This is a genomic window from Citrobacter sedlakii, from assembly GCF_018128425.1.
GTDB lineage: Bacteria > Pseudomonadota > Gammaproteobacteria > Enterobacterales > Enterobacteriaceae > Citrobacter_A > Citrobacter_A sedlakii.
Map to the genome: position 1 here is coordinate 66,212 of NZ_CP071070.1, position 24,001 is coordinate 90,212.

A 24,001-nucleotide genomic window follows, 5' to 3' on the forward strand; every position below is an offset into this window, starting at 1 on the left:
TACTCTCACGCCTTATGCCGTGTGAGTTTAATGTGGTTTATAAAGTCGGTTTATTTATTATTGTATTCAATGCATTATCAATTATTCTTTAATGCACTCAATCACAAGTCAATATCACTTCATATAAACACGTTTTATCACACTCATTATAGCGTCATACACTTACACTCTGTTATCACACATACTCTACCTCTGATGTCACTATTCATACTGAATATCAGACAAAGACACTCATCCAATAACCACACAAATACATTGCCAGTCAGTCATTCCTGACTGGCTTCAGAGAAACACATCATGGACTTACCTGAATCATTCCTTTTATCTCATACTGAATATCACATTGAAAATAACACTCCACACCTAATCATATCTGATGACAATGTATTCAGATTCAGATTAGAACAACTGGACAGTTGTCTTAAAACTATCAGTAGAGGACGTAAGTTACCTTTCACTATTCTGTATAACCGTTCAGGATACAAAGAGAGTGCTGAGTCAGCCACCATTCTTGATGCCATCCGTTATCTCAATATGTTGCCACAAGATGCAATGAAAGTACGAATAGCTAATCCACGTATAGCTACCTTCCAGCGTTTATTTACTAGCGCCGATTTATATTCGCGTGTCCATAACGGGAAAATAGCAGGGGCAGACACTGTTACCACAGCAGAAATGCTGAATAAGCTGATACTGGATTACCGGTTTACTGTGAGCCAGGCAGGATTTAAAAAAGCATGCAGAAAGTACCAGAGGGCTTCGGTTAAAAATCTGAAGGGAGTGATGAATTACATCAGACATCTGCAGGAGCGTCATTCGCGGCTGCTGGTCTTGCGGGTTGATTTATCATGGGCAAATGAGCACAAAGCTGATATCACTGCTGATGATGCCCGTAAGCACCGTCAGCAGCTGTTTCGCAATATGCAAAAGAATCCAATGTTTCGCCATGTCCTCGGGACGGTATGGAAACTGGAATATGGCCCACAACGTAAATTTCATTACCACATGCTATTTATCTTAAATGGTAATAAGGCACAACAGGATGGCGTGATTGCTCATGCTTTCGGGAGATACTGGAATGAAACTATTACTAAAGGTAAAGGCATGTTCTACAACTGCAACGCTTACAAAGAGCGTTATGAGGACTGCTGCCTCGGCAAACTGAAACGCGGTGACAGTAGTAAGGACAAGGGGTTACTTAAGGCGCTAAGTTACATCACCAAAATCGATGCCTGCGCACGTCTGGTTCTTCCGGGTAATGCCAGAACCTTTGGTCGCGGAGAAGTACGTTCATTGAAAAAAAGGAAGAGAGCATAAATAGGCCGGTAAACCTAAGCTGTTGTAACAGTCGGTAATGCTTCCTTCCCCCCTCTATCTACAAAGCCAGCTAACCATGCTGGCTTTTTTCATTTGTTACGGAGTTCATGATGAATTACTTCGTCTTAGCCACTCACGCCGTCACCGTAGATGGTGAATGGGTTACATCAGAATCTGTTCAACAGGTTGATTTTGATTCATTGCTTTGTATTTACTGCAAACTGCAGATCGGTGTTCAGTTTGATCCTCTGACATCTACAAGAACGTTTGTGCACATACCAAGGCATATCAACAATATTGCTCGGCTTAAAACATGTCGATTTAACAAGCTCCAAACAGTACCAGAACAAACCTCGCCAAAAACTATCCCGCCTTCAGAAATGCGCCTTCGACCTACTAACACGACGATACGGCAATGGCGATGCTGCTGGTGCGATACTCACTGGCATGGGGACAAGGTTTGTCCGAAATGTAGCGACTTGATTTATGTGTTAGACGTTTAAGAGACAGTTTCGGTCGGTAGAGTTCGTAGATTAAATCTGAGCGTGCCGACATCGACCATTGTCCCTCTTTTACCAGGAAAGGAAATTAGATATATTTCTACAATTCCGGAAATATAGAAATGAGATGCAAATGGAGCTTTCAAAAGCAGCAGATACCCTGAAAGAGCTGGGTCATCCCACGCGCCTTAGCGTTTACAGAGAGCTGGTTAAAGCCGGGCATGAGGGGTTACCGGTTGGCGAACTGCAGAAGCGGCTCGAAATCCCTGCGTCTACGTTGAGCCATCATCTCTCATCGCTGATATCAGTATCTCTGGTACGCCAGGAGCGCCAGGGTAGAACGCTCTATTGCCATGCTCGATATGAGAACCTTGAGGCTCTGATTGCCTTCCTGACAGAAGAATGCTGCTCAGGAACTGACGATTGCCTCACCATGCCCCAGAAGACGGAGAAGTAAAATGACAGGTGATCTTAAGAATGTTGATTCGGGTTTGTTCGACACCTCAATCACAGAGGCAAGATTCGGTATTCCTGCCGTTCCCCATCCACCACGTATCCTCATGTTGTACGGCTCTGTGCGCGAACGTTCCTACAGCCGACTGGCAACGGAAGAAGCGGCAAGGTTACTGACCGCCATGGGCGCAGAAGTGCGGATCTTCAATCCTTCTGGCTTGCCTCTTCCTGATGATGCGCCTGACTCGCATCCTAAAGTCATGGAATTGCGCGAGCTGGTTCGTTGGTCCGAAGGGATGGTGTGGTGTTCCCCTGAACGCCATGGTGCGATGAGCGGCATCATGAAGGCCCAGATTGATTGGATACCGTTATCAGAGGGTGCAGTTCGCCCTTCACAGGGTAAGACATTGGCCGTTATGCAGGTCTGCGGTGGCTCTCAGTCTTTCAATGCCGTAAACCAGATGCGCATTCTTGGCCGATGGATGCGGATGATCACCATCCCGAATCAGTCCTCTGTGGCAAAAGCCTGGCAGGAGTTTGATGAAGATGGACGTATGAAACCGTCGTCTTATTACGACCGCATCGTGGATGTAATGGAAGAACTGGTGAAATTTACTCTGCTGACCCGAGGTAACTCAGCCTATCTCGTTGATCGCTACAGCGAACGAAAAGAGTCTGCAGAAGAACTTTCCCGGCGGGTTAATCAGAGCAAAATTTGAGGGCTGGTATGAGTGATGTAACAGCATTCAACAACTGCATGAGCGTGTTCTGGCGGCTACATGAAGCCGAACTATCTCGCTTTCTGACATCGAAGACAGGTGATAGCGAAAAAGCAGCAGACCTTCTGCAAGAGCTATTCCTGCGTGCCCGCGCTCATTCAGACAGTTTCTGCGAAATGGAGAATCCGCGAGCCTGGCTGTATCGGGCGGCGAGGAATCTGCTGATTGATGAGTACCGCACCACCAGGGAATTCGTTGAGCTGGAAGATGATGCCCCATTAACTGATGCATCCCCTGATGCAATCTCAACGCTGGATATTTGCCTGCCTGAAACATTGCAGGTATTACCTGAAGATGAGCGGTGGTTGATTGAAGAATCCGACCTTAACCGGCGTCCCCAGCAGTCCCTGGCCGATGAACTGGGAATCACGCTTACGGCGTTTAAATCCCGACTACTTCGGGCCAGAAAACACCTGAAAGAGACGATGACAGAACTTTGTCAGATTGAGGCGGATGACACGTCTTCCGTCTGCTGCCACAAAAAAATGAATTAATCGCGCATCTTTTCCCCACCACCTTCGTTTACCTCAGTGTAAAGCCAAATGACTAAACACTGAGGTAAACAGTCCATGTCAAAAATTGAGATCTTTGAAGCAGCAGGCTGCTGTGCAACCAGCAGCGTTGTAGTCAGTGACGAAGCCGTCAAATGGAACGCCAGCGCCGAATGGGCGAAAAAGAATGGCGTTGATATACAGCGCTACAGCCTTGCGAATAACCCGCAGCAGTTCCTGAATTCGCCGGTCATTAAAGAGTTTCTGAACACATCAGGGATGGAGTCTCTCCCTGTCACCTTGCTCGACGGCAAACTCGTGATGGCAGGCAAACTCCCGACTCGTGAAGATATCGCCCGTTGGGCAGGTATTCCGCTTAGTCAGGACTGGAGTGAAGACAGCACGCAACCACGCTGCTGCAGCATTCCACGTATGCCTTAATTCCAGAGGAGCAATCACTGATGAATATGCCATTTTTAAAAGACATTCCCCCGTTCATCTTTTTCACTGGCAAAGGTGGCGTGGGTAAAACATCCCTGGCCTGTGCTACTGCGGTATGGCTGGCCGATCAGGGTAAGAGAACGCTTCTGGTGAGTACCGATCCGGCTTCCAATGTCGGCCAAGTCTTTAGCCAGACTATCGGCCACCGAATCACAGATATCAGTACCGTAGAAAATCTTGCCGCGATGGAAGTTGATCCGATGGCTGCAGCACAGGCATATCGTGACCGAGTACTCGACCCGGTTCGCGGGCTGATGCCAGCTGATGTGGTCAGCAGCATTGAAGAACAGCTCTCCGGTTCATGCACTACGGAAATCGCGGCATTTGATGAGTTTACTGGTCTTCTTACCAACCATGAGTTGCGGGAAAAGTATGACCATATCGTATTTGATACTGCGCCAACCGGTCATACCATCCGTATGCTTGAGTTGCCGGGGGCCTGGAGCGGTTATCTCGAAGCGAACCCTGATGCCGCCGCTAACCTCGGGCCGCTGGTGGGGCTGGAGAAACAACAGCACCAGTACTCAGACGCGGTTAAGGCGCTGTCTGATGCAGCTCTCACGCGCTTGGTTCTGGTTGCCCGAGCCCAAGCTTCAACACTGAAAGAAGTCTCTCATACGCACGATGAGCTTTCTGCTATCGGTTTGCAGCATCAACACCTTGCCATTAATGGCGTGCTGCCGCCGTTTGCGGGTGAAAATGATCCACTGGCGCAAAGTATTCTGGCTCGAGAAGAAAAAGCATTACAGGCAATGCCAGAGAACCTGGCGAACCTTCCCCGCTCGCAGCTGTATCTGAAGCCATTTAATCTGGTCGGTCTGGAAGCCCTGCGTCTGTTATTTACGGAGAACAAAGCCTCGCTGCCGCTCCCTGCTACCACGCTGAATACTTTGGATTTACCGAAACTTGCCTCTCTGGTAGATGAACTCAGCCAGACAGGCAAAGGGCTGGTCATGACGATGGGTAAAGGCGGTGTGGGCAAAACGACTGTTGCGGCATCGGTGGCGGTATCTCTGGCAAAACGCGGCCATAAAGTCCATCTGACCACGTCCGATCCGGCAGCACATCTGTCTTATACGCTGGATGGCTCGCTGCCAAATCTTCAGGTCAGCCGTATCGACCCGAAAGTTGAGACAGAACGTTATCGCCGTTTTGTACTGGAAAATCAGGGGAAAGGGTTAGATGCGGAAGGGCTGGCGGTGCTGGAGGAAGATCTCCGCTCGCCATGTACTGAAGAGATCGCCGTCTTCCAGGCATTCTCGCGGATCATCAAAGAGGCTGACGACCATTTTGTCATTATGGACACAGCGCCAACGGGCCACACGCTTCTGCTACTTGATGCAACAGGAGCCTATCACCGGGAAATGGTGCGTCAGATGGGGCAAACACATGACCATGTGATGACTCCAATGATGCAATTGCAGGACCCGGAGAAGACAAAGGTGATTATCGTGACGCTTGCCGAAACGACACCAGTACTGGAAGCGGCGAACCTACAGCAGGATTTACGTCGCGCTGGCATCGAGCCATGGGCATGGGTTGTGAATAACAGCCTGGCGGCAGCTGAACCATCTTCACCTTTCCTGAAGACCAGGGCTAGCCGCGAGCTGCCTCTCATCTCTGATGTGGGTGAGCAGTATGCAAAGCGTATTGCATTAACAGCGCTACAGAGCCAAGAGCCGGTTGGTATTAACCTTCTGGAAGAAATGGCGAAGTAACAATGAAGGGGGCAACTGCCCCCTTCATCTTTATTTAAGTCTTTTACCTGCTTCATTAACGACTTTTTCACCATCTTCTTTGGCGAAAGCCCCTTTCTGAGATTCTGGCAGGATATCCAGAACGACTTCAGAAGGACGGCAAAGTTTAGTTCCCAGTGGCGTCACTACAATCGGACGGTTAATCAGGATCGGATGTTGCAACATAAAGTCGATTAGCTGGTCGTCAGTAAATTTATCATCTGCAAGACCCAGTTCCTCATACGGTTCGACGTTCTTACGCAGCAAAGCCCGGACGGAAATGCCCATATCTGCAATTAGTTTGACCAGCTCATCGCGTGAAGGTGGAGTCTCAAGGTAAAGAATAACGGTCGGTTCAGTACCACTATTGCGGATCATCTCCAGCGTATTACGCGACGTGCCGCAGGCTGGGTTGTGATAAATGGTGATGTTGCTCATATCAGTATCTCATTACAAAGTGAAAGAGAGACGTAACGCCAGCGCTGCCAGCGTTACAAACAGCACAGGCAGAGTCATGACGATCCCGGTGCGGAAATAGTATCCCCAGGTGATGGTCATATTCTTCTGTGAAAGGACATGCAGCCAGAGCAGCGTTGCCAGGCTACCAATCGGTGTGATTTTCGGCCCCAGATCGCAGCCAATCACGTTGGCATAGATCATCGCCTCTTTGATAACGCCTGTTGCGGTGCTGCCATCAATAGAGAGAGCGCCAACCAGCACGGTAGGCATGTTGTTCATGATGGAAGACAGGAAAGCCGTCAGGAAGCCGGTACCAAACGTCGCAGCCCAAAGTCCTTTATCTGCCAGCACGTTCAGTACGCCAGAGAGATATTCTGTTAGACCGGCGTTACGCAGGCCATAGACCACCAGATACATCCCCAGAGAGAAGATGACGATCTGCCATGGCGCACCGTGAAGCACTTTGCCAGTGTTAATGGCATGGCCTTGTTTCGCCACCGCAAACAGAATGGAAGCCCCTACAGCCGCAATCGCGCTGACCGGGATACCCAACGGCTCAAGGACGAAAAAGCCAACCAAAAGAAGGATCAACACGATCCAACCGGTTCTGAAGGTTGCCAGATCTTTAATCGCTTTTGCCGGTGCTTTCAGAAGAGCCAGGTCGTAAGTCGGCGGAATATCTTTGCGGAAGAACAGATGCAGCATCACCAGCGTGGCGATAATGGCGGCGATATCCACTGGCACCATAACAGATGCATATTCCGTGAACCCCAGACCGAAGAAATCAGCCGATACGATATTCACCAGGTTCGACACGATAAGCGGCAAGCTGGCCGTATCGGCAATAAACCCGGCGGCCATGACAAATGCCAGTGTCGCGCCTTTGCTGAACCCTAATGCCAGTAGCATGGCGATGACTATCGGCGTCAAAATAAGTGCCGCACCATCGTTGGCAAACAGTGCCGCCACAGCTGCGCCGAGCAGGACGATATAGGTAAAGAGCAAACGGCCACGACCGTTACCCCAGCGTGAAACATGCAATGCAGCCCATTCGAAAAAGCCGGATTCATCAAGCAGCAGGCTGATGATAATCACCGCAATAAAGGTCGCTGTCGCGTTCCAGACAATATTCCACACTACCGGAATATCGCTTACATGCACAACGCCAGAAATCAAAGCCAGTCCTGCGCCTAGCATTGCACTCCAGCCGATCCCTAATCCCTTCGGTTGCCAGATAACCAAAACAATGGTCAGGACAAAAATAGCGCCTGCCAGTAACATACATCCTCCTGACAGGGCGGTTCTACCGCCCTGTATAAACAAAAATTAACTCGCCAACTCTCTGAGTTTTTCAATACCGGCTGGCTCAGAAGCCAGTACCGGAACGAGCGCTATACGGTCAGCGTGCTGATTCTTAACAGCCTCAATCTGAGGTAGTTCCTGCCGGGCGCGCTGGCAAAGCAACGGAGAACGCGTATCCGCAATGGAAAGGCTGTTATTGATAATCCAGCCCCACGGATGAATCCCAGCACGCTCAAGATCGGACTGCAGGTTTGCCGCTTCCAGTACCGGTGTGGTTTCAGGCAGAGTGACCAGCAGGACTTTGGTGCGTTCCGGGTCCTGAAGCTGCATCATCGGAGTGGAAAAATGACCTTTATCCCCCATCTTCCTGGCAATCTCACGGTGATAAGCCCCGGTAGCATCAAGCAGTAATAGCGTATGCCCGGTAGGTGCCGTATCCATGACCACAAACCGTTTGCCTGCTTCACGGATTACGCGTGAGAACGCCTGGAACACCGCAATCTCTTCCGTGCAAGGAGAACGTAAATCCTCTTCGAGCAGCCGTTTCCCTATCTCATCCAGATTCCTGCCTTTCGTCTCAAGAACATGCTGCCGATAGCGTTCAGTTTCATCGTGAGGGTTGATTCGGCTGACCTGCAGATTTTTGAGACTTCCATTGAGCGTTGCACTGAGATGTGCAGCGGGATCTGAGGTGGTGAGATGGACATCAAATCCCATATCCGCCAGCCTGACGGCGATGGCAGCAGCCATCGTGGTTTTACCTACGCCACCTTTGCCCATCAGCATAATCAAACCGTGTTCACTACGGGCGATATCATCAACCATGGCAGACAGCGACACATTCTCTGGCTTGATCTGCATGCTCTCGCTCTGTACAGGAAGCGATGCTGATTCAGCATATTCGTTTAGCAGGCCTTCCAGCGCGGAGACACCAACCATGTTCAGCGGCTGAAGGTATAAGCTGTCTGTCGGCAACTCAGATAACCCGGAAGGAAGATTTGCCAGCGCTTCTTGTTCCCGTTGCCATATCGCAGCGGCCAGGGCGTCATGTTCAGCTTCAGTTGTAGGCAGCACACCATTAATCACTAGGTACTGGTTTTTCAGCCCAATCGCAGCCAGTTCTTCATGGGTGCGGGCGACTTCCTGCAGCGTAGATTTTTGCAGTCGTGCAACCAGAACCAGTCGGGTACGATCAGGATCGGATAACGCCTCTACTGCGTGAGCATACTGCTCACGCTGCTTTTCCAGCCCGGCCATTGGGCCAAGACAGGAAGCACCATCTGGATTGCTTTCAATGAAGCTACTCCAGGCACCGGGAAGCTGGAGAAGGCGAATCGTGTGGCCCGTCGGCGCTGTATCAAAAATGATGTGATCAAAGCGGGTCAGCAGAGAAGCGTCGGTCAGTAAGCCAGTAAACTCATCGAACGCCGCAATCTCAGTCGTACAGGCTCCTGAAAGCTGTTCGCTGATACTGTTAACAACGTCATCAGGCAGAAGACCTTTGATAGGATCAACGATTCTGGCGCGGTATTGCTGGGCGGCTTCCTGCGGGTCAATCTCCAGAGCAGAAAGCCCAGGAACTGCCGTCACAGGGCGAATGGTATTACCGATAGCCTGATCGAATACCTGTCCGACATTCGAGGCAGGATCGGTACTGACCAGCAAAACCCGCTTACCCTGTTCGGCAAGACGGATAGCCGTCGCGCAGGAAATGGAAGTTTTTCCTACACCTCCCTTACCGGTAAAAAACAGGTAAGGCGGGATATTCTGTAAGAATTTCATATGTCCTCCTGACATATTCAGCAACAGGAAGTATTACCACCACAGCAGCTGGTGGGAGCTAGCCCTACCTTCTCCAGCGGAATACCGAACCAGCGAGCCAGCTCAGCACGTTTTGGGTATCGCCCTGCCATCACCGTTTCACCGTCTAACAGCAGTAACGGAAGCCCTTCTGCCCCAGATGCTTCGAGGAATGCTTTCGCTTTCTCATTCTGAACAAAGCTCATGGGCTGCTGCGCCAGGTTGTAACGTTCAACCTGTACGCCACGTCCTTTCAGCCACTGCACATCAGCAGAAAAATCAACCAGAACCTGATCGACATCTGAGCCACATACGCCGGTAGTGCAGCACATTGCCGGGTCAAACACCGTTAACGTTTTCATTCTGAATACCTCACATTCGAAAAATCATATATGTTCAGGCAAATTTTTTAGATACAAACAGCCTTACCGCTACCAGAGCAGTTTGCCGATGCCAGCTTACGGGCGATGACCTGTACGTCGTCCTGTTGGCTTAACCAGGCCTGCTCAATCACCTGAGCGGCCCAGGAAGGAATATGCGGGGATAAGCGGTAGTGAACCCACTTGCCCTGTTTGCGATCCAGCAATAGACCACTTTCCCGGAGCATTGCCAGGTGGCGGGAGATCTTGGGCTGTGACTGTTCTAGTGCAGTGCAAAGGTCGCACACGCACAGCTCTCCCATCTCTCTAAGCAGCAGCACGATGCCCAGACGAGTTTCATCAGAGAGATTTTTGAAGAGTTGTAGGGAAGTGACTAGCATCTGTCCTCCGATAGGTTTAATAACAGGATACTCTGTAGGTCTAAAATCGCAATAATACATTCGAAAAAACATATATAATCATTGTCGTGAAAATTTTTTAACTGATATAAGTGATTTGATTAACTTATTGATATTAATATTTTTTATACAACTTCCTAAAGGGTTTAACCTCCGTTCTGATATGCAAATAAAATCTTTAGGGATTCACGAAATGTTGATAGAACGAACTTCTTATGGCGTAACGCCGATGCTAAACTGAACTCAAGGTTTGATTTGTATGTGTATGTTCAGGGGAAAATAGATGGCTAACGGTAAGGTTCTCAGACAGCTTATAAAAGCTGGAGCGACAGGTGATGTCGCGGCCTTCCGTCGTGTTTCGGAAGTGATCATTGAAGAAGAACGACAAAAACAACATCATCTTCTTGCCAATGACCTTGAACATATTCTTTATGGTGATCACGCGATACAAACCTCTCGAGTGCCCGCTGCACCTCCAGTGCCAGTGGACAAAGAACGAGGCTTGCCCTTGCTAGATATTAGACAGCCAAGTCGTTCTTTAGATGAAATCGTACTACCTGAATCAAGTTCAGATGCTGTCGAAGAGATACTTGAAGAAAATCGTAGGGCTGATGTGTTACGCACTTACGGAATGAAAGCTATCAGCAAAGTTATTTTTTTTGGTCCTCCTGGGTGCGGTAAAACTCTTGCTGCAGAAGTAGTGGCTTGTGAATTGGATATGCCGTTGGCTATCGTCAGGCTTGATACTTTGGTTTCTTCATATCTTGGTGAAACTGCTGCTAACCTACGCCAAATATTTGATTTTATCTCTCAATACCCAATGGTTGTACTCTTCGATGAGTTTGATGCTATAGGTAAAGAACGTGGGGATAGTGGGGATCATGGTGAGTTAAGACGAGTTGTGAATGCTGTTTTACAAATGATGGATGCATACCAAGGAAAAAGCTTAATTCTTGCAGCAACAAACCATGAACATATCCTGGATAGTGCTATTTGGAGGCGTTTTGACGATGCTATCGAGTTTCCACTACCCGATAAACATCAGTTGTCAGAATTGATGAAACTCAAACTTCGTGGTATTCGCCGCCAGTTTGAGCTTGAAGACGATGAGGTTCTCTCACTATTCATTGGAAAAAGTGGTGCTGATTTAGAACGGATTGTAAGACGTGCAATCAAGAGAATGATTTTACGTAGCCAAGAGTTTTTGACTCTCAAAGATCTTAAGAATGCACTTTTACGGGAAAATATAAACAAAACTCGTCAGGGATAATAAATGACGGAACAATATCAACATCTTAGTATTGCTAAAGAATCTCTTCAGAACCCTAGACGCACACGCCAGTTCAAAATTCCGAGAACACAGCGTGCTGACTTGCGCTTACATGGACGCATTTTGTCTGAGCAATTACGAAGCATTACACAATTAGCTAATCCACAAATTCCAGGAAAGGATAATGATGGTCGGTATATGCTGAAGTTACAGTATACCGGGATGTTAGATATTGCTCATATGGATAGGCATGGAATAGAGTTCGTCAGTCAAGAAGATAAAACAATATGTATTGCCTTTGCTGATGAACGAGGAATCGCTCTTTTTGAGGAACACCTTTCACAGCTTGGTCACGCTCATATAACCTACCAGCAAATTTTAACCGCATTGGATAGCGTTGATGTTTGGACTAATGAGGATCGCAAAAGCTGGTCAGTGAAACAGTATGGGTTTCCTGATTCAGATTCCTTTGGTCTAGATGTTGAGCTGTGGCCGGTAGAAACGACACAACATCCTTCTCGAGCTCGGATCTGCGGAGAATTTGAAAACTGGCTCCGTGAAAATATGATTCATCGCTTGGATAGAATTAATCTTGATAGTTTGCTGATGTACCGGGTAAGAGTAAATTTAGAGCAAGCTGAAAAACTGCTTGAGCACCGTGATGTTCGAATGGTGGACCGTCTTCCTGTCAGTGGAATCTCGTATGAGAAACTGAACAAAGATATCAATTTTATCCCCGAATATATCCCATCTCCATTACCTAATGCCGTAAAAGTTTGCATCCTTGATAGTGGAATTAATACCGCACATCCATTATTGCGTAGTGCAATAGCTGAGAGTGCCTGCTTCGTGGATAATGAAGATGAATCTGACCATTTTGGACATGGTACTGCTGTTGCAGGTATTGCCCTATATGGTGATGTTGAGGCTTGCGATGCTAGTAATTTCTGGCAACCGTCAATGTGGTTATATAATGGCAAAATTCTTAATGCCCAAGGGGAATTTGATACTGCTACGATTGAAACAACTTTGACCGAAGCAGTAGAATATTTCGTTGGTCTAGGATGTCGTATTTTTAACTTATCACTTGGCAATGCAAATGCGCCTTACGATGGAAAGCACATCCGAGGTATTGCTTATGTGCTTGATGTGCTGGCGAGGCGTCACAATATTCTTTTCGTAGTTTCCGCAGGTAATTTTAATGGTAGCATTGACCCTGATGTTCCAGTAGAAAGTTGGCGGGCAGAGTATCCCAGCTATTTAATCCACGATAGCTCAGTTATTATTGATCCAGCGCCCGCACTCAATGCTCTAACGGCAGGAAGCTATGCAAGGCATAATGCAACATTTGACGCTCAACGTCGTGCTGATGAAATTAGCCATTTAAGCCCTGCAGGTGAATGTCAACCTTCGCCATTCACGCGGCATGGACCTTCTGTGAAAGGTGCATTTAAACCAGAAATAGTTGCGCACGGTGGAAACTTTGCGGCACCTATGCGTAATGCTGGAGGTCAATGGCGACAACATGCCAGAGGACTTGGTGTGCTAAGCTGCCACCATCAATTCCAAGGAAGTACACTTTTCTCTGAACAAAGTGGAACTAGTTTTTCTGCTCCTTATATCACGCACCTCGCTGCACGTTTACTCAATGAATATCCAGATATGTCTGCTAATATGTTGCGAGCTATGCTTGTCAATCACGCAGCGCTGACACCGCAGATGGAGAATACGTTCTCAGAAGAGGTTACAGAACATTATAAATCTGAACCTTCAACCCGAAATCGTAGTGTTATTCGAGATGTCGTTGGATATGGAATTGTTGAGGAAGATGGTTTATATCGCTCGTCCGAGGAAGTAGTTGTTATGATGTGTGAAGAGCAAATCTCTGATGACACTCATCAATTCTTTGAGCTTCCATTACCTACATCTTTTTTAAGAACTCAGCGAGCAGTAAGAGAACTGCACATTACTTTAGCGTATTCACCAGCAGTCAGGACAACGCGATTAGATTATACAGCAACACAAATATCTTACAGGCTTGTTAAAGGTTCTTCGTTGCAAGATGTTCAGCAATACTTTAATCATGATATACAAGATGGTACTGATTCTAGGAATGACGATGCGGTAAGCAATCGTTCTATTACTGCACAACAACGTGATCATGGTACAGTACAATCCTCTAGTTGGACTTTTAAGCAAAGGTCTCCAGATGAAAAGTGGTTTGTGGTTGTAACTAGAAATGATCGTGAGTGGGGCACCCCACTTAATAGCCAACATGAACCTTATGCATTAGTTGTTACTGCAACGGACAGAGAAAACGCTGAAGCTAATCTTTATGCCGAAATTGAGGCACGAATTCGTGAGCAGGAGCGTTCCAGGGCTCGGGTAAGTTAAATATAAAGTATTTAGCTTTTAAGATAGGTGGAAAAAAAGATTCTCAATCTCTATTATAAGAATGCTAATAGGGGTTGAGAATCTTTATACTGCTGAATTTTCACACACCTCGAGAGGCTAATCTTTCTACATAATCTGCATACTTCTGCATCATTTCTCTCCGCCCCTCCAAATACTGTGCATGGTTGTAAGTCCCACGTATCGCGTTCTTATCCACATGTGCTAGCTGCGTTTCTATCCACGCTGAGTTAAAACCTTCTTCATGGAGGATGGTACTCATCGTGTGGCGGAAACCATGTCCTGTCAGCCTTCCTTTATATCCCAATAACTCAATAACCTGATTAACGCTTTCCTTTGAGATCGGCTTCGTTCGATCGTTGCGTCCGACGAATACCAGTGGGTATAGCCCGGTAATAGGTTTAAGTGACTCAAAGAGCTCGACAACCTGACCCGACATCGGAACGATGTGTGGTCGTTTCATCTTCATCACTTCAGCAGGGATCTCCCAAAGCCGCTTTTCAAAATTGATATCCTCCCAGCGGGCAAAACGTAATTCCTGAGTTCGTACCCCTGTAAGCATGATGATTTGAGTCGCAGTCTTGGTAATAACGCTACCGGTGTAACCGGCAAGATCCCTAAGAAAGTGAGGGAGTTCTTCGGCTGTCAGGAATGGAAAATGTGTTTTCTTTGGTGTTGCGAGGGCTGTGGCGAGATCGGGTGCTGGATTGTATTCAGCGCGTCCGGTCACAATCGCATGACGGAATACTTCACCGCAGCGCTGTCTGACTTTGCGCATCTTTTCTAATGCACCACGCTTTTCCATACGACGAAGGGTTTCCAGCAATTCCATGGGCTTAATTTCAGCTATAGGGCGCTTACCGATGTAGGGGAAAATATCCTTTTCAAAGGTATCAATAATTTCATCTCGATAGCGTAATGACCAACGATCCGCTCTCAACTGATGCCATTCACGGGCAATAGCTTCGAAGGTATTTTCATAGTTAAGCTTTTGGGCAATTTTCTCTGCTTTCTTTACTTCACCGGGATCGCTTCCAGCAGACAGCAGCTTTTTCGCAGCATCACGCTTTTCGCGTGCTTGAGCGAGAGAAACCTCGGGATAAACGCCGAAAGCAAGACGCTTTTCTTTACCTGCGTAGCGATACTTTAAACGCCAGTAACGTGAGCCGTTGGTAGTTACTTCAAGGTAGAGGCCTCCACCATCAGATAGCTTATACGGCTTCTCTTTAGGCTTGGCTGTGTCGATTTGTCTGACTGTTAGCTTCATTGGGGGCATCTCAAAATGGGGCTATAAATCATGCCCCCCATTATGCCCCCAGAATGCACTTGATTCTGGTAGAGACAGTAGACCTCGGGAGAACATAATCAGCTTTAATTGCGGGTATTATAGGGGATTTACTTGAGACAGTGGAGTTCAGTAGAGGCTAATTGGCGGAAGATCACAGGAGTCGAACCTGCCCGGGACCGCTGGCGGCCCCAACTGGATTTGAAGTCCAGCCGCCTCACCGGAGACGACGATCTTCCGCGCCTGCATTGCTACATGGAGGCGGGCGCATTATAGCCACTTTCGTAAGGTTTCCACATCCCCCCGCGTCATTTTTTAATTTACCTTTCGCCTTACCATGATCGGTTTCATATAAAACCTCTTAAATTCCGTTAGTTACAATTTTTCACATCTTCTGGCGCAACCGCGATCACAGAAAAGAAGAATCGTAATTTGATAACAAAATATCGGAATACCCGCCCCCAGGAGGATGGTTTACAAAAACTGTAACCGGTATCAGCGCGTCAGGGGATGCAAAATGAAGAATCCTGTGTTGTCCGTTAAAGAGAAGATTGGCTATGGGATGGGTGATGCCGCCAGCCATATTATTTTCGATAACGTTATGTTGTACATGATGTTTTTTTATACCGATATTTTTGGTATCCCCGCAGGGTTCGTCGGTACGATGTTTTTACTGGCGCGGGCGCTAGATGCTATTTCAGACCCATGTATGGGGCTATTAGCTGACCGCACGCGTTCTCGCTGGGGGAAATTTCGCCCATGGGTGCTGTTTGGCGCGCTGCCGTTTGGTTTGGTGTGCGTACTGGCATACAGTACGCCGGAGCTCAGCCTCAATGGCAAAATGATCTATGCCGCGGTGACTTATACCCTGCTGACCCTGCTTTATACCGTGGTAAATATCCCCTACTGCGCGCTGGGCGGTGTGATAACTAACGACCCGGCGCAGCGTATTTCTTTGCAATCCTGGCGTTTTGTGTTGGCGACGGCAGGCGGCATGCTCTCCACCGTGTTAATGATGCCGCTGGTGGACTTTATCGGCGGTGGCGATAAAGCGCTCGGTTTTCAGGGCGGGATCGCAGTGCTGTCCGTCGTGGCGTTCCTGATGCTGGCGTTCTGCTTTTTCACCACCAAAGAGCGCGTGGAAGCGCCGCCTAACAGCACTTCAATGCGTGAGGATCTGCGCGATATCTGGCAAAACGACCAGTGGCGGATTGTCGGCCTGCTTACCATTCTTAACATTCTCGCCGTCTGCGTCCGCGGTGGCGCCATGATGTATTACGTCACCTGGATTATGGGGACGCCGGGCGTGTTTGTCGCCTTCCTCACCACCTACTGCGTCGGCAACCTCATTGGCTCTGCGCTGGCGAAACCGCTCACCGACTGGAAATGCAAAGTCAGCGTATTCTGGTGGACCAATGCCGCGCTGGCGGTGCTTAGTCTGGCGATGTTCTTCGTGCCGATGCACGCCAGCATCACTATGTTTGGTTTTATCTTCGTGATTGGCGTACTGCACCAGCTGGTGACGCCAATCCAGTGGGTGATGATGTCGGATACCGTCGATTATGGCGAATGGTGCAACGGTAAACGCCTTACCGGTATTAGCTTCGCGGGCACGCTGTTCGTGCTGAAACTCGGCCTCGCACTGGGTGGAGCACTCATTGGCTGGATGCTGGCGGGCGGGGGCTACGATGCCGCAGCGAAAGCCCAAAACGGCGCGACAATCAGCATCATCATTGCCCTGTTCACTCTCGTCCCGGCTATCTGCTACCTGCTGAGCGCCGTGATTGCCAAACGCTATTACACCCTGAAAACGCCGTATCTGAGAACAATCCTCGACCAGTTGGCACAGGGCGCGCGCCGCAATCAGCACGAATTTACGCATAAAGAATTTCAGAACTTAAGGAACTGAGCATGAAAATTAGCGACGGTAACTGGCTGATCCAGCCTGGTCTTAACCTGATTCATCCCATCCAGGTCTTTGACGTCGAACAGCATGGCAATGAACTGGTGGTCTATGTCGCGCCGCGTGACGTTCGCGAACGTACATGGCAACTGGATACCCCCCTGTTTACCCTGCGCTTTTTCTCGCCGCAGCAAGGCATTGTGGGGGTGCGCATGGTGCATTTTCAGGGCGCGCTGGATAATGGCCCACATTACCCCCTGAACGTGCTGGATGACGTGAAGGTTGAGATTGAAAATAACGATGAATACGCCGAGCTGAAAAGCGGCGATCTGAGCGTTCGCGTAACCAAAGGCGAATTCTGGTCGCTGGATTTCTTGCGCAACGGCGTGCGCATTACGGGCAGCCAACTGAAAAATAACGGCTACGTGCAGGATACCCATACCCAGCGTAACTACATGTTCGAGCGTCTCGATCTCGGCGTGGGCGAGACGGTATACGGGCTGGGTGAGCGCTTTACTGCGTTGGTGCGCAACGGCCAGACGGTTGATACCTGGAACCGTGACGGCGGCACCAGTACCGAGCAGTCCTATAAAAACATTCCTTTTTACCTGACGAATCGCGGTTATGGCGTGCTGGTAAACCATCCGCAGAACGTGTCGTTTGAAATCGGCTCAGAGAAAGTGTCGAAAGTGCAGTTCAGCGTGGAAAGCGAGTATCTGGAATACTTCGTCATCGACGGGCCGACCCCGAAAGCGGTGCTGGACCGCTATACCCGCTTTACCGGGCGTCCGGCGCTGCCGCCAGCGTGGTCCTTCGGGCTGTGGCTGACCACCTCGTTCACCACCAACTACGATGAAGCCACGGTAAACAGCTTTATTGACGGCATGGCGGCGCGCAACCTGCCGCTGCACGTCTTCCATTTTGACTGTTTCTGGATGAAAGCCTTTCAGTGGTGCGATTTCGAATGGGATCCGGTAACGTTCCCGGACCCGGAAGGAATGATTCGTCGCCTGAAAGAGAAAGGGCTAAAAGTCTGCGTCTGGATCAACCCGTACATCGGGCAAAAATCGCCAATCTTTAACGAGTTGAAAGAGAAAGGCTATTTGTTGAAGCGCCCGGATGGTTCCTTGTGGCAGTGGGATAAATGGCAGCCCGGGCTGGCGATTTATGACTTCACCAACCCGGAAACATGCCGGTGGTATGCCGACAAATTGAAGGGGCTGGTGGATATCGGCGTTGATTGTTTCAAAACTGACTTCGGCGAGCGCATTCCGACGGATGTTCAGTGGTTTGACGGCGCCGATCCGCAGAAAATGCACAACCATTACGCCTATCTCTACAACAAACTGGTGTGGAACGTGCTGAAAGAGACCGTGGGCGAAGAAGAGGCGGTGCTGTTTGCCCGTTCAGCCTCCGTCGGTGCGCAACAGTTTCCGGTGCACTGGGGCGGAGACTGCTACGCCAACTACGAATCGATGGCGGAGAGCCTGCGTGGCGGCTTGTCCATCGGCCTGTCCGGCTTTGGTTTCTGGAGCCACGACATTGGCGGCTTCGAAAACACCGCCCCGGCGCACGTTTACAAACGCTGGTGCGCGTTCGGGCTGCTTTCGAGCCACAGTCGCCTGCATGGCAGTAAATCTTACCGGGTGCCGTGGGCCTATGACGATGAGTCCTGCGATGTAGTCCGTTTCTTTACCGAACAGAAATGCCGCCTGATGCCGTATCTGTATCGTGAGGCAGCGCGGGCGAACGAACGCGGGACGCCGATGATGCGCGCAATGATGCTGGAATTCCCGGACGATCCGGCCTGTGATTATCTCGATCGCCAGTACATGCTCGGCGATTCGGTGCTGGTGGCGCCCGTGTTCAGCGAGGCGGGGGATGTTCAGTTTTATCTGCCGGAAGGACGCTGGACGCATCTGTGGCGTAACGACGAAATTCAGGGGAACCGCTGGCATAAACAGCAGCACGATTTTCTCAGCCTGCCGGTTTATGTGCGCGACAACACACTGTTAGCGCTGGGCAACAACAGTCAGAAGCCGGACTACCCATGGCATGAGGGCACTGCGTTCCAGTTATTCCACCTTGAGGATGGGCGTGAAGCGGCTTGCGAAGTGCCTGCGGCGGACGGTGCTGTGATGTTTACGCTTAAGGCGTTACGTCAGGGCAATGTTCTGACCATGACGGGCACAGGCAAAGCGCGGAACTGGTCCGTCTGCTTGCGCAACGTGCAGACGCTGAGCGGCGTGAAGGGCGGCTCACATGAGGGTGGCGAGTGGGGCGTAGTGGTGAAAGCAGAAGGGGATGAGATTGTCATCTACCTTTGAGCCGTAAGAGAAAGAACCCGATGGCGCCAACGCCGCCATCGGGCTTGTTTACTGGGCAGTCGTCGACACGACTCCGCCAGTCATGGTCTGCGTCACCTGTTGTTGCTCGGCGTTTACCGCATGCAACTGTCCGTTGACCGTGGGTTTCAGCGGCACGTCCGCCTGTATGCTGCCGCTGGCGGTTAGCTGAATATTTCCATCGCCAGCGAGGGGCAGTGCAGGCCACCCCCACTGCTGCAGCACGTTAACCGGTACGCCGCGTCCGGTCAGGCTGATTTGTGTCTGGCGCTGCGGAAGCTGCGATACGCTGGCAGTTGCCTCCAGCAGCCCTTTTTCTGTGAATGCGCTCAGTTCGCTGATATTCACCGTACTGGCGTTGGCTGTCAGCGACAGTGACGGTCGGCGCACGTCTAGCCGGTTGAAGGTTGCGGCCGCCGCATTCAGCGTTGCGTTTCCGCTCCAGACACCCCATTTGCGATCCTGTACCAGACCGAGGTTCGCGCCGTAGCCATCCAGCGCGGTCAACTGCCAGGGAAAGGCCGGGTCGATATCGATCAGCAAATTGCGGCTGGCGCTCAATTTTTTCAGCGTCAGGCTGTTCAGCCAGGCGGGTAGCGGTTTCATCCACTGCTTTTTCCAGTTTTCCGGCAGGGTGTACTCCACCCCAGCCAGCGCGGCGTCATCCAGCACCAGCGCTTTGCCGTCGCGCAGCCAGTTGCCCGACGTTCTGATCATCCCACCTTCCCAGCGGGAGGTGAACTGGCGCAGCGCAATGCCCTGCGGTGAAAACTCCGCGTTCAGGATAGGATCAAACAGGTGTAGCGAACCGAAGATGAATTCGCTGGCGTTCATCGACAGCTTACCTTCCTGACTTTGCCAGTCGTCCTTGCTGAAGGTCAGATTGCGCAGACTGAGATCAAGGTCGGTTACCGCCCAGTCCGGTCCTTGCAGGCGGGCGTCGGTCACTTCGAGACGGCCAATCTGCAAGGAAGGAACGGTTGTCAGCGGGGCAAAAAAGTCGCTGAGCGACTTATCGCTTTGTAGCCGGATATCGTTCAGGCGCAGATTTTCCACCATCCAACTGCCGTCGGCATTGCGCCTCGCCACTCCGGTTAATGCGCCGCGGGCCACGTCTGCGCCAATGTTGCTTAAGTTCACCTGCTCGTTATCGATGCTGCCTTCAATCAGGACGTTGGTGGCAGGAACGTCGTTCAGGGTCAGTGAACCCGCGCTCAGTTGAATTTGCGCTTTTTTGCCAAGGACGTGACCGGCTTCCGGCAACCACGGGATCACGCCGCCATTTACCCGCTGGGCGCTCAGATCCCATTCGCTGCCCGGGCTGTTAAACGCCATCCCCTGTAACTGCAGGCGATCGGCCTGGAAGGGGAAGGGCGCCGTCTGGAGCGAAATGTTCAGCGTGCCGTCTTTTAGCAAGATGGTGTCGACATGAAAGGGATCGGTGAGCTGGCGGCTGCTCAGGCCAATATCGACAGCTTTCGCCACCAGCGTGGCCGGTTGACCGTCGCGACCAAAAGTAACGTTTTCCAGCAGAACATGCGTAGGCGAGGAAAAGCGATGATCCATCGCATCAAAGGCCAGACGATACTGACTGTTCTCTGATACCCAGGCGCTGACGTGCTCTGCTCCCCAGCGGGTTTGCAGCAGAAAATAGAGGCCGAGAATCACCACCAGAAGGGCGATGAGCAGATAGAGAATCAGCTTTCCAATAAATTTCATGGTCTTCCATCCCGCGAATACACATAGCTGAGTTATGCACGATTTACGCGCGATCCTCAAGGCAGGAATCGTGAAAGAGTATTATAGCGACGGTGAATTGAACTCACCGTCGCATAAAGCTTACTGCTTTTCAGGCGGGAAAATCAGATTCAGAACGATAGCGGTAATCCCTCCGGCGGCGATACCGGAAGAGAGCAGGTTTTTCACCCAGTCTGGCGCAAATTGCAGGATCAGCGGCTGCTGAGACACGCCAAGACCGACCGCCAGTGAGAGTGCGATGATCAGGATAGCGCGGCGGTTCAGCGGCTCGCGGGACACAATGCGCACGCCAGAAGCGGCGATGGTGCCGAACATCACCAGCGTTGCGCCACCCAGCACCGGCTCCGGAATATGCTGTACAAAACCGCTTACCGCCGGAAACAGACCGAGCAGGATCAGCATCAGCGCCACTACGAAACCAACGTAGCGGCTGGCCACGCCGGTCAGTTGAATCACGCCGTTATTCTGGCCGAAGCAGGAATTCGGGAACGTGTTAAAGACGGCAGAGACGAAGGAGTTCAGGCCGTTTGCCAGTACGCCGCCCTTCAGACGCTTCATATACAGCGGGCCAGAGACCGGTTGTTCAGAAACGTCGGATGTGGCGGTGATGTCGCCAATAGTTTCCAGTGACGTGATCATAAAGACCAGCATCAGCGGCAGCAGCAGGCTCCAGTCGATACCCAGGCCATAGTACAGCGGCGTTGGCACCATGATCAGTTCCTGGGAGGCTGGCGCGGTGTTTTCCGGCAGCATCCCCATAAACCACGCCAGCGCGTAACCCGCCGCCATCGCGATAACCAGTGAGGCGACGCGCAGGTACGGGTTGCGTTGACGGTTAAGCAGAATAATCAGCAGCAGCACCACGCCTGCCAGCAGCAGGTTTTTCGGCGCGCCGAACGTATTGTCGCTCATGGCGGCATAACCACCGCCAATCGACGTCAGACCGACCTGAATCAGCGACAGGCCGATAATCATCACCACGACGCCTGAAACCAGCGGTGTAATGATGCGGCGCGCGAGGTGCAACACACGGGAAATTACCATTTCGGTGCAGCTTGCCAGCATTAGCGTACCAAACAGCGCGGCCATCATGGTTGGGACATCTGCGCCGCCGGTCTTCAGCGCGGTGCCGCCCATGATCAGCGGTGCCACGAAGTTAAAACTGGTTCCCTGAATCGATAACAATCCCGAACCGACCGGCCCCCACGCTTTAATCTGAATAATCGAGGCCACGCCGGAGGCGAACAGCGACATGCTGATGATGTGTTGCGTATCCTGTGCCGGTAACCCGAGCGCCTGACAGATAAGCAGCGCCGGGGTAATGACCGCAACAAACATCGCCAACAGGTGCTGGCAGGCGGCGAAAAGGGTTTGCGGTAGCGGCGGGCGATCTTCCAGACGATAAATCAGTTCACTGTTTTGATTATGCGCAACCGGTTGCGCACTTTCTGATTCAAGGGTGTTAACAGACATCAGAGGCAATCCCGTGGTGGAAAAGCGGGCATTTTAGCTGACCAGAAGGTAAAAGCAAACGATTGCCACTCGCTAATCCTAATATTTAAAACAACTAACCTCACCTTTTTATATAACTTTTACTGCTTTTCTGCTTAAAATCCATGCCGATTACTCATGAAGAGCAGAAATTTCAGGAAACCGTGCATGTACGAACCATGCACACAACAGGAGCTAGTCTATGTTTCATCTCGATACGTTATCGACACTTGTTGCCGCAACGCTAACGCTTCTACTGGGGCGTAAGCTGGTCCAGTCAGTCTCCTTTCTGAAGAAATACACCATTCCGGAACCCGTTGCCGGTGGCTTACTGGTCGCGCTGGCTTTGCTGGTGCTGAAAAAGAGCATGGGCTGGGAAGTTGACTTTGACATGACCTTGCGTGACCCGTTAATGCTGGCCTTTTTTGCCACCATTGGTCTAAACGCGAACATCGCCAGCCTGCGAAAAGGGGGCCGCGTCGTTGGTATCTTTTTGATCGTGGTGGTTGGTCTGCTGCTGATGCAAAACGCTATCGGCATCGGAATGGCAAGCCTGCTGGGACTGGACCCGTTAATGGGGCTGATTGCCGGGTCAATTACGCTGTCCGGCGGTCACGGCACCGGCGCGGCGTGGAGTAAATTGTTTATTGAGCGCTACGGTTTTGCGAACGCCACGGAAGTGGCAATGGCCTGCGCGACCTTTGGTCTGGTGCTTGGCGGGCTGATCGGGGGGCCGGTTGCCCGTTATCTGGTGAAGCATTCCACCACGCCGGATGGTATCCCTGACGATCAGGAAGTGCCGACAGCGTTTGAGAAACCGGACGTTGGACGCATGATCACCTCGCTGGTGCTGATCGAAACCATCGCCCTCATCGCCATCTGTCTGACCGTGGGGAAAATTGTTGCCCAGCTGCTGGTGGGTACGGTGTTTGAACTGCCTACCTTTGTCTGCGTACTGTTTGTCGGCGTGATCGTCAGCAATGGTCTGGCGCTGCTGGGCTTTTACCGCGTCTTTGAACGTGCCGTGTCCGTTATGGGCAACGTCAGTCTGTCGCTTTTCCTGGCGATGGCGCTGATGAGTCTGAAGTTGTGGGAGCTGGCTTCGCTGGCGCTGCCGATGCTGGCTATTCTGGTGGTGCAAACGATCGCCATGGCGCTGTACGCTGTGTTCGTGACCTGGCGCATGATGGGTAAAAACTACGACGCGGCGGTGCTGGCGGCAGGACACTGTGGATTTGGCCTGGGCGCCACGCCGACGGCAATTGCCAATATGCAGGCAATTACCGACCGGTTTGGTCCGTCGCATATGGCATTTCTGGTGGTTCCAATGGTTGGCGCGTTCTTCATTGATATCGTCAACGCGCTGGTGATCAAACTGTATCTGCTGTTGCCGATTTTCGCACAGTAAACCTGGGGGCGGC

20 protein-coding genes and 1 tRNA gene are annotated in these 24,001 nt (G+C 50.7%); 12 read left to right on the plus strand and 9 right to left on the minus strand.

Features of this window, described 5'->3' with window-relative positions; all coding sequences use genetic code 11:
• Nucleotides 1-297: 297 nt before the first annotated feature.
• The 7 genes from JY391_RS00350 (at nt 298) to arsA (JY391_RS00380) (ending at nt 5,759) form a co-directional block, all read left to right on the plus strand.
• Nucleotides 298-1,317, plus strand: coding sequence for a YagK/YfjJ domain-containing protein (locus JY391_RS00350; protein WP_096080159.1), 1,020 nt, complete (start codon nt 298-300; stop codon nt 1,315-1,317).
• 380 nt (nt 1,318-1,697) lie between these two features.
• The gene (locus JY391_RS24025) at nt 1,698-1,820 is read left to right on the plus strand and encodes a putative zinc ribbon protein (protein WP_437439330.1); all 123 of its coding nucleotides are present in this window, start codon (nt 1,698-1,700) and stop codon (nt 1,818-1,820) included.
• Nucleotides 1,821-1,950: 130 nt separating this feature from the next.
• Entirely contained in the window at nt 1,951-2,274 is a 324-nt protein-coding gene (locus JY391_RS00360; protein WP_144131950.1) for an ArsR/SmtB family transcription factor, read from the plus strand.
• A gap of 1 nt (nt 2,275) precedes the next feature.
• The gene (gene arsH, locus JY391_RS00365) at nt 2,276-2,989 is read left to right on the plus strand and encodes an arsenical resistance protein ArsH (protein WP_144131948.1); all 714 of its coding nucleotides are present in this window, start codon (nt 2,276-2,278) and stop codon (nt 2,987-2,989) included.
• Nucleotides 2,990-2,997: 8 nt separating this feature from the next.
• Nucleotides 2,998-3,543 (plus strand): sigma-70 family RNA polymerase sigma factor, encoded by a 546-nt coding sequence (locus tag JY391_RS00370; RefSeq protein WP_149335531.1) that lies wholly within the window; start codon nt 2,998-3,000, stop codon nt 3,541-3,543.
• Nucleotides 3,544-3,618: 75 nt separating this feature from the next.
• On the plus strand, nt 3,619-3,981 hold the full coding sequence (locus tag JY391_RS00375) for an arsenic metallochaperone ArsD family protein (protein ID WP_149335530.1): 363 nt from the start codon (nt 3,619-3,621) through the stop codon (nt 3,979-3,981).
• Between the two features lie 20 nt (nt 3,982-4,001).
• Nucleotides 4,002-5,759 carry an arsenical pump-driving ATPase gene (gene arsA, locus JY391_RS00380; protein WP_149335529.1) on the plus strand — a complete coding sequence of 586 codons (1,758 nt, stop codon included), beginning with the start codon at nt 4,002-4,004 and terminating at the stop codon, nt 5,757-5,759.
• Between the two features lie 30 nt (nt 5,760-5,789).
• Here arsA (JY391_RS00380) and arsC read toward each other — a convergent pair whose 3' ends face one another.
• From arsC to arsR, 5 genes are read right to left on the minus strand one after another with little or no spacing between them, the layout of a single operon-like run.
• Nucleotides 5,790-6,215, minus strand: a complete 426-nt coding sequence (arsC, locus tag JY391_RS00385; RefSeq protein WP_008783807.1) for a glutaredoxin-dependent arsenate reductase — start codon at nt 6,213-6,215, stop codon at nt 5,790-5,792.
• A gap of 12 nt (nt 6,216-6,227) precedes the next feature.
• Nucleotides 6,228-7,517: an arsenite efflux transporter membrane subunit ArsB gene (gene arsB / locus JY391_RS00390; RefSeq protein ID WP_149335528.1), complete on the minus strand. Its 1,290-nt coding sequence runs from the start codon at nt 7,515-7,517 to the stop codon at nt 6,228-6,230.
• 45 nt (nt 7,518-7,562) lie between these two features.
• Nucleotides 7,563-9,320 (minus strand): arsenite efflux transporter ATPase subunit ArsA, encoded by a 1,758-nt coding sequence (gene arsA / locus JY391_RS00395; RefSeq protein WP_149335527.1) that lies wholly within the window; start codon nt 9,318-9,320, stop codon nt 7,563-7,565.
• A 17-nt stretch (nt 9,321-9,337) separates the two neighbouring features.
• Complete coding sequence (gene arsD, locus JY391_RS00400; RefSeq protein WP_149335526.1) at nt 9,338-9,700, minus strand: arsenite efflux transporter metallochaperone ArsD; 363 nt, start codon at nt 9,698-9,700, stop codon at nt 9,338-9,340.
• 47 nt (nt 9,701-9,747) lie between these two features.
• A complete protein-coding gene (gene arsR / locus JY391_RS00405) occupies nt 9,748-10,098 on the minus strand; it encodes an As(III)-sensing metalloregulatory transcriptional repressor ArsR (RefSeq protein ID WP_096080154.1) in 351 nt (116 codons plus the stop codon).
• Between the two features lie 301 nt (nt 10,099-10,399).
• On the opposite strand from arsR, the gene JY391_RS00410 reads away from it, so the two are divergent.
• Together JY391_RS00410 and JY391_RS00415 are read left to right on the plus strand one after the other, a co-directional pair.
• Nucleotides 10,400-11,386 carry an AAA family ATPase gene (locus tag JY391_RS00410; protein WP_032294507.1) on the plus strand — a complete coding sequence of 329 codons (987 nt, stop codon included), beginning with the start codon at nt 10,400-10,402 and terminating at the stop codon, nt 11,384-11,386.
• 3 nt (nt 11,387-11,389) lie between these two features.
• Complete coding sequence (locus JY391_RS00415; protein WP_149463741.1) at nt 11,390-13,780, plus strand: S8 family peptidase; 2,391 nt, start codon at nt 11,390-11,392, stop codon at nt 13,778-13,780.
• Between the two features lie 100 nt (nt 13,781-13,880).
• Here the strand turns inward: JY391_RS00415 and JY391_RS00420 are convergent, their stop codons facing one another.
• Entirely contained in the window at nt 13,881-15,065 is a 1,185-nt protein-coding gene (locus JY391_RS00420) for a tyrosine-type recombinase/integrase (RefSeq protein ID WP_096080152.1), read from the minus strand.
• A 162-nt stretch (nt 15,066-15,227) separates the two neighbouring features.
• Nucleotides 15,228-15,322, minus strand: a tRNA-Sec gene (locus JY391_RS00425).
• A 278-nt stretch (nt 15,323-15,600) separates the two neighbouring features.
• Between JY391_RS00425 and JY391_RS00430 the strand changes: the two genes are divergently transcribed.
• Both JY391_RS00430 and yicI read left to right on the plus strand, forming a co-directional pair.
• The gene (locus JY391_RS00430; protein WP_211935065.1) at nt 15,601-16,992 is read left to right on the plus strand and encodes a glycoside-pentoside-hexuronide family transporter; all 1,392 of its coding nucleotides are present in this window, start codon (nt 15,601-15,603) and stop codon (nt 16,990-16,992) included.
• A gap of 2 nt (nt 16,993-16,994) precedes the next feature.
• A complete protein-coding gene (yicI, locus tag JY391_RS00435) occupies nt 16,995-19,313 on the plus strand; it encodes an alpha-xylosidase (protein WP_211935066.1) in 2,319 nt (772 codons plus the stop codon).
• A gap of 48 nt (nt 19,314-19,361) precedes the next feature.
• Here yicI and JY391_RS00440 read toward each other — a convergent pair whose 3' ends face one another.
• Both JY391_RS00440 and xanP read right to left on the minus strand, forming a co-directional pair.
• Complete coding sequence (locus JY391_RS00440) at nt 19,362-21,050, minus strand: AsmA family protein (protein ID WP_211935067.1); 1,689 nt, start codon at nt 21,048-21,050, stop codon at nt 19,362-19,364.
• Between the two features lie 120 nt (nt 21,051-21,170).
• Nucleotides 21,171-22,562, minus strand: coding sequence for a xanthine/proton symporter XanP (gene xanP / locus JY391_RS00445; protein ID WP_199957426.1), 1,392 nt, complete (start codon nt 22,560-22,562; stop codon nt 21,171-21,173).
• 220 nt (nt 22,563-22,782) lie between these two features.
• Between xanP and gltS the strand changes: the two genes are divergently transcribed.
• A complete protein-coding gene (gene gltS, locus JY391_RS00450; protein WP_042287081.1) occupies nt 22,783-23,988 on the plus strand; it encodes a sodium/glutamate symporter in 1,206 nt (401 codons plus the stop codon).
• Nucleotides 23,989-24,001 lie beyond the last annotated feature (13 nt).

What these genes read in the sequence shown, in the direction of transcription:
- JY391_RS00350 (WP_096080159.1), top strand. Translation starts at nt 298, where the DNA reads ATGGACTTACCTGAATCATTCCTTTTATCTCATACTGAATATCACATT.
- JY391_RS24025 (WP_437439330.1), top strand. Translation starts at nt 1,698, where the DNA reads ATGCGCCTTCGACCTACTAACACGACGATACGGCAATGGCGATGCTGC.
- JY391_RS00360 (WP_144131950.1), top strand. Translation starts at nt 1,951, where the DNA reads ATGGAGCTTTCAAAAGCAGCAGATACCCTGAAAGAGCTGGGTCATCCC.
- arsH (WP_144131948.1), top strand. Translation starts at nt 2,276, where the DNA reads ATGACAGGTGATCTTAAGAATGTTGATTCGGGTTTGTTCGACACCTCA.
- JY391_RS00370 (WP_149335531.1), top strand. Translation starts at nt 2,998, where the DNA reads ATGAGTGATGTAACAGCATTCAACAACTGCATGAGCGTGTTCTGGCGG.
- JY391_RS00375 (WP_149335530.1), top strand. Translation starts at nt 3,619, where the DNA reads ATGTCAAAAATTGAGATCTTTGAAGCAGCAGGCTGCTGTGCAACCAGC.
- arsA (WP_149335529.1), top strand. Translation starts at nt 4,002, where the DNA reads ATGAATATGCCATTTTTAAAAGACATTCCCCCGTTCATCTTTTTCACT.
- arsC (WP_008783807.1), bottom strand. Translation starts at nt 6,215, where the DNA reads ATGAGCAACATCACCATTTATCACAACCCAGCCTGCGGCACGTCGCGT.
- arsB (WP_149335528.1), bottom strand. Translation starts at nt 7,517, where the DNA reads ATGTTACTGGCAGGCGCTATTTTTGTCCTGACCATTGTTTTGGTTATC.
- arsA (WP_149335527.1), bottom strand. Translation starts at nt 9,320, where the DNA reads ATGAAATTCTTACAGAATATCCCGCCTTACCTGTTTTTTACCGGTAAG.
- arsD (WP_149335526.1), bottom strand. Translation starts at nt 9,700, where the DNA reads ATGAAAACGTTAACGGTGTTTGACCCGGCAATGTGCTGCACTACCGGC.
- arsR (WP_096080154.1), bottom strand. Translation starts at nt 10,098, where the DNA reads ATGCTAGTCACTTCCCTACAACTCTTCAAAAATCTCTCTGATGAAACT.
- JY391_RS00410 (WP_032294507.1), top strand. Translation starts at nt 10,400, where the DNA reads ATGGCTAACGGTAAGGTTCTCAGACAGCTTATAAAAGCTGGAGCGACA.
- JY391_RS00415 (WP_149463741.1), top strand. Translation starts at nt 11,390, where the DNA reads ATGACGGAACAATATCAACATCTTAGTATTGCTAAAGAATCTCTTCAG.
- JY391_RS00420 (WP_096080152.1), bottom strand. Translation starts at nt 15,065, where the DNA reads ATGAAGCTAACAGTCAGACAAATCGACACAGCCAAGCCTAAAGAGAAG.
- JY391_RS00430 (WP_211935065.1), top strand. Translation starts at nt 15,601, where the DNA reads ATGAAGAATCCTGTGTTGTCCGTTAAAGAGAAGATTGGCTATGGGATG.
- yicI (WP_211935066.1), top strand. Translation starts at nt 16,995, where the DNA reads ATGAAAATTAGCGACGGTAACTGGCTGATCCAGCCTGGTCTTAACCTG.
- JY391_RS00440 (WP_211935067.1), bottom strand. Translation starts at nt 21,050, where the DNA reads ATGAAATTTATTGGAAAGCTGATTCTCTATCTGCTCATCGCCCTTCTG.
- xanP (WP_199957426.1), bottom strand. Translation starts at nt 22,562, where the DNA reads ATGTCTGTTAACACCCTTGAATCAGAAAGTGCGCAACCGGTTGCGCAT.
- gltS (WP_042287081.1), top strand. Translation starts at nt 22,783, where the DNA reads ATGTTTCATCTCGATACGTTATCGACACTTGTTGCCGCAACGCTAACG.